The following is a 4,470-nucleotide window of genomic DNA, read 5'->3' as shown; positions in this document are numbered from 1 at the left end:
GTGCTGCCCGGCGGTCCAGCCCTGCGCGGCCTCCTCCTGATGGGCGCGGCGCTCGGGATCGCGGCGGTCGCCGGCATGACGGTCGCCCTGGTCGCCGCGTTCGTGGCGCCGGTCCTCGGCATCGTCGTCGCGGTGCGCGTCGGACGTCGGTCCACCCGCGCGCGTCCGCGGCAGCAGCCGGCCTAGGGACGGCAGCCGGCCCGGATCGGCCTCGGGCCGCGGTCCGCCGCTCAGGCGGTGGCGTCCCCGCCCGAGACGCAGAGGCAGAACGGGTGGCCCGCGGGATCCGCGTACACGTCGAAGCGATCGGCGGCCGTCGGGTCCTCGGCGGGCTGCAGCAGGCGCCCGCCCAGGGCGAGCACGCGCTCGCGGCCCGCGTCGAGGTCGTCCACGTAGAGGTCGAGGTGCATCTGCATCTGCTGGCGGGGGCCCTCGCCCGGCCACGTCGGCGGGACGAAGTCGGGCGCGAGCTGGAACGCGAGGCGCCACTCGCCGTCGACGCGGACGCTGTGCCAGTCGTCCTCCGCGTCGACCTCCCCGCCGAGGAGGCCGGCCCAGAAGGCGCTCTCCGCGGCCAGGTCGGGGGCGTCGAACACGGTGATCGTGCGGTGGATCCTCACGGCTGCTCCTCCTCGTCGTCGAGCGGTGCTGCCAGCCTGGCACCCGGTCGACGGTCCGGGAAGGGCGGTCCGGGACGGGTGGTCCGGGACGGGCGGTCGCTCGGAGCGCGCACCGGGAGCCGACGGCTAGCGGTGCAGCGTGACCGCGGGATCGACGCCGTACGCGTCCCGGTAGTGCCGGGCGAAGCGCCCGACGTGGGGGAAGCCCCACCGCAACGCGATGTCGGTGACGCCCGGCCCCCGCGTGGGGTCCGCGTCGACGAGGTCCATGTGCGCCGCGGCCAGCCGCGTCCGGCGGAGGTACCGGCCGGGGGTCACGCCGTCGACCCCGTGCGCGGCGAAGGCGCGCTCGAGGTCCCGCACGCTGACCCCGGCGGCCTCGGCGGCGTCCGCCGGGGTCACCGGCAGGGAGGCGTGGTCGTCGAGGAACCCCGTCGCGCGGTGGTACGCGGTGCGCAGGGCCGCCACGGTCTCGTGCCGCCGGACGCGGTCGCCCGTGAGACGGAACGCCTCGAGCGTGGCGACGGAGAGGAGCCGGAGCGCCTCGGCGCGCAGGGATGCGCTGTCGAACGACGCCGAGAGGGACGCGGCGGCGTCGTACGTGCGCAGCCACAGGCGCGCCGTCTCGTCGCTGACCGGGTGCGGGTCGTCGAAGCGCAGCCGCAGCCGGTCATCCGCGTACGTCACGCGGGCGAGGCGCTCGAGCTCGACGGGATCGAGGACCAGGGTGCGGGCGCGCACGTGGTCGACGCGGGCGGTCAGGCGCGTGCCCGGCTGGAAGAGCGCGGGGGCGCGGGAGAGCTCGCCGGACTCGCGCCCGGACTCCCAGGCGTAGCCGGCCGCGGGGGCGCACGTGACGGTGATGGCGCGGCTCTCCGCAACGCATTGGAACGTGCCGTCGAACACCACGGAGCCGAGCGCGAACCGGGGCTCGGCCACCATGTCCTCGGCGTAGCCGAAGTCGTCCCCCGCCAGCTCGACGTGGCCGTACAGCTCGCGGAGGGTCCGCTCGGCCTCGTCCGCCCGGCGGGTCCGGACGCGGTGGCGCACCAGCTCGGTCACGGGACCTCCGTTCGACGTCGGGGGCCGCCCCGACGACGGCCGCGCACCTGGCCGCCCGCTGACGTGCTCCGTGCTGTGAGAGGGAGGATACCGCCGCCCCCGGGGGTCCGCCACGCCGGGCGGGGGAGGGGCGGCTCCCGTCGCATCGGGGGCTCGGCGGGATCCATGACCGGATGCGTCGCCGCGGCACTGGGATCCGACGCCCGACCGGCGGTAGGTTTGACGACGGCGCCTCTCGCGCCGACCACCCTGCGGGCATCGTCGCTCAGGTCGTCCACGGACGGCGGGAGCGGACGACGGCCGTCGGGCCACCAGTCCCCTCCTGAAAGGAGCGACCATGACCGCCCCCTCCGTCCAGCTCTACACGGTCCGCGACGCTGTCTCCGCGGACCTCCAGGGCGCCGTCGCCCGCGTGGCCGCGATCGGCTACACGCAGGTCGAGCCGTACGCGTTCGTCGAGCGCGCCGACGAGTTCGCCGCGGCCTTCGCCGCGTCCGGCGTCACCGCGCCCTCCGGCCACGCGCCCGTCATCGACGGCGACGACGACCAGGCCGCCCGCACCTTCGACGCCGCCGCGAAGCTCGGGATCCGCACCGTCATCGACCCGTTCATCCCCTCGGAGCGCTGGCAGACCGCCGACGACGCGCACCGCATCGCCGACCGGGTCAACGACCTGCAGGCGCAGGCCGCCGCGCGCGGGCTCGCCTTCGGGTACCACAACCACCAGTGGGAGTTCGCGAACAAGGTCGACGGGCGCCCCGTCTACGAGCTGTTCGTCGAGCGCCTGAACGCCGAGGTCGTCCTCGAGCTCGACACGTTCTGGTCGACCGTCGGCGGCATGGACACGCCCGCGCTCCTCCGCTCGCTCGGCGACCGCGTGCAGTTCCTGCACGTGAAGGACGGCAGGATCTCCGAGGCGATCGCGAAGGTGCTCCCGAGCGCCGAGTCCGCGCTCGAGGTCCCGGCGGAGCTCGCGCAGGCGTTCAAGCTGCAGCTCCCCGCCGGCCAGGGCGACGTCGACGTCGCCGCCGTGCTGGCCGCCGCGCCGCACGCGCTGCGCGTCGTGGAGTTCGACGACTACGAGCACGACGTGTTCGACGGCATCGCGGCGTCGTACGCCTGGCTGCAGGAGAACGACAAGTGAGCCGCGGCACCGGCCGCGTCGGCGTCGGCGTCATCGGCGCGGGCGTCATCTCGGGCACCTACCTGGAGAACATGACGGCGTTCCCGGACCTCAAGGTCCTGTTCGTCGCCGACATCGACCTCGACCGGGCGCGCTCGCGCGCCGAGGAGCACGGCGTGCCGGGACACGGCACCGTCGAGGAGCTGCTCGCGATCGACGAGATCGAGATCGTCGTCAACCTCACGCTGCCCGCCACCCACGCCGAGGTCGGCCGCCGCATCGTCGCCGCCGGCAAGAACGTCTGGAGCGAGAAGCCGCTGGCCCTCGACCACGCCTCGGGCGCGGATCTGCTCGAGGCGGCCCGCGCGGCCGGCGTGCAGGTCGCGTGCGCCCCGGACACCGTGCTCGGCGCGGGGATCCAGAGCGCCATGCGGTCCATCGCCCGCGGCGACATCGGCGAGCCGCTCACGGCGACGACGATCTTCCACGTGCCCGGCCCCGACGCCTGGCACCCGAACCCCGAGTTCCTGTTCGCGCACGGCGCCGGGCCCCTCTTCGACATGGGCCCGTACTACGTGACGACGCTGGTGCACGCGTTCGGCGCGGCCGAGAAGGTGAGCGCGGTGTCCTCGACGTCGCGCACCACCCGCACCATCGGCAGCGGCCCGCGCGCGGGCACCGACTTCCCGGTGGAGGTGCCCACGCACCACGCGGCGCTCATCTCGTTCGCGGGGGGCCAGTCGGCGCAGTCCACGTTCAGCTTCCAGAACGCGCTGCCGCGGGCCGGCTTCGTCGAGATCTCGGGCAGCGAGGGCACCATCGTGCTCCCCGACCCGAACATGTTCGACGGCGAGAGCCAGCTGTGGCGCTTCGGCCAGGAGGAGCCCGAGACGCTGGCGGCGGCCGGATCCACGTACGGCCGGGGCTCCGGCGTGCTGGACCTGGCGCGCAGCATCCGCGGCGGCGACCCGGTGCGCGCGTCCGGCGAGGTCGCGGCGCACGTCCTCGACGTGCTGCTCGCGATCCGCGACGCGGCCGAGAGCCGCGAGGTCGTGCAGGTCGCGTCCACGGTCGAGAAGCCGACGCCGCTCGCCGAGGACTGGGACCCGGCGGCCGCGACGCTGTAGCGCCGCACCCGCACGACCCGCTCGACCTGACGGCCCCGCATCCTCCCCTGGATGCGGGGCCGTCGTCATCCGGCCGCGCGGGCGCCGCGCCGGGAGGACACTGGACCCATGCAGCTGCACCGCGTCACCACCGGGTCCGGTCCCCGCCACGTCGGCCTGGTGCACGGGCTCGGCGCGGACGGCGCCACCTGGGCCCCCGTCGTCGACCGGCTCGTGGCGACCGGGCGGTTCACCGTCACCGCGATCGACCTCCGCGGGCACGGCCGGAGCGACCGCGCCGGGTCCTACGGCGTCGAGGAGATGGCCGACGACCTGGCGGAGTCCCTGCCGCGCAGCCTCGACGCGGTCGTCGGGCACTCGCTGGGCGGATCCGTGCTGGTGCGCGCCGTCGCCCGCCTCGAGCCCGCGCACGCCGTGTACCTCGATCCCGGGTTCCGGCTCGCGCTGCCGACCGCCGGGATCCGCGGCCGCCTGTTCTGGGCCGCGCCGCTCGTGGGCCTGGCCGCCGCGCAGATCCCGCGCGCGCGTGCGGCCGCCC

General features: G+C 75.5%; 6 protein-coding genes. 4 read left to right on the top strand and 2 right to left on the bottom strand.

Features of this window, described 5'->3' with window-relative positions; translation table 11 throughout:
• Nucleotides 1–186: hypothetical protein (locus Q6969_RS13250; RefSeq protein WP_317230857.1), on the top strand; the 186-nt coding region annotated here is incomplete at its 5' end.
• A gap of 44 nt (nucleotides 187–230) precedes the next feature.
• Here the strand turns inward: Q6969_RS13250 and Q6969_RS13245 are convergent.
• Nucleotides 231–620: a VOC family protein gene (locus tag Q6969_RS13245; protein ID WP_317230856.1), complete on the bottom strand. Its 390-nt coding sequence runs from the start codon at nucleotides 618–620 to the stop codon at nucleotides 231–233.
• Nucleotides 621–746: 126 nt separating this feature from the next.
• Entirely contained in the window at nucleotides 747–1,682 is a 936-nt protein-coding gene (locus Q6969_RS13240; protein ID WP_317230855.1) for a helix-turn-helix transcriptional regulator, read from the bottom strand.
• Nucleotides 1,683–2,019: 337 nt separating this feature from the next.
• Between Q6969_RS13240 and Q6969_RS13235 the strand changes: the two genes are divergently transcribed.
• The 3 genes from Q6969_RS13235 to Q6969_RS13225 all read left to right on the top strand — a co-directional run.
• Nucleotides 2,020–2,826 (top strand): sugar phosphate isomerase/epimerase, encoded by an 807-nt coding sequence (locus Q6969_RS13235; protein ID WP_317230854.1) that lies wholly within the window; start codon nucleotides 2,020–2,022, stop codon nucleotides 2,824–2,826.
• Nucleotides 2,823–3,932 (top strand): Gfo/Idh/MocA family oxidoreductase, encoded by a 1,110-nt coding sequence (locus tag Q6969_RS13230; protein ID WP_317230853.1) that lies wholly within the window; start codon nucleotides 2,823–2,825, stop codon nucleotides 3,930–3,932. The genes Q6969_RS13235 and Q6969_RS13230 overlap by 4 nt, the downstream gene beginning before the upstream one ends.
• Before the next feature lie 108 nt (nucleotides 3,933–4,040).
• Nucleotides 4,041–4,470 (top strand): alpha/beta fold hydrolase (locus tag Q6969_RS13225; RefSeq protein ID WP_317230852.1); only part of this gene is annotated, 430 nt, incomplete at its 3' end.

This window comes from Clavibacter sp. MX14-G9D (genome assembly GCF_032917815.1).
Lineage (GTDB): Bacteria > Actinomycetota > Actinomycetes > Actinomycetales > Microbacteriaceae > Clavibacter > Clavibacter michiganensis_K.
The sequence above is the reverse complement of the archived record's forward strand: the minus strand, read 5'-3'. Positions and strand labels throughout refer to the sequence as shown.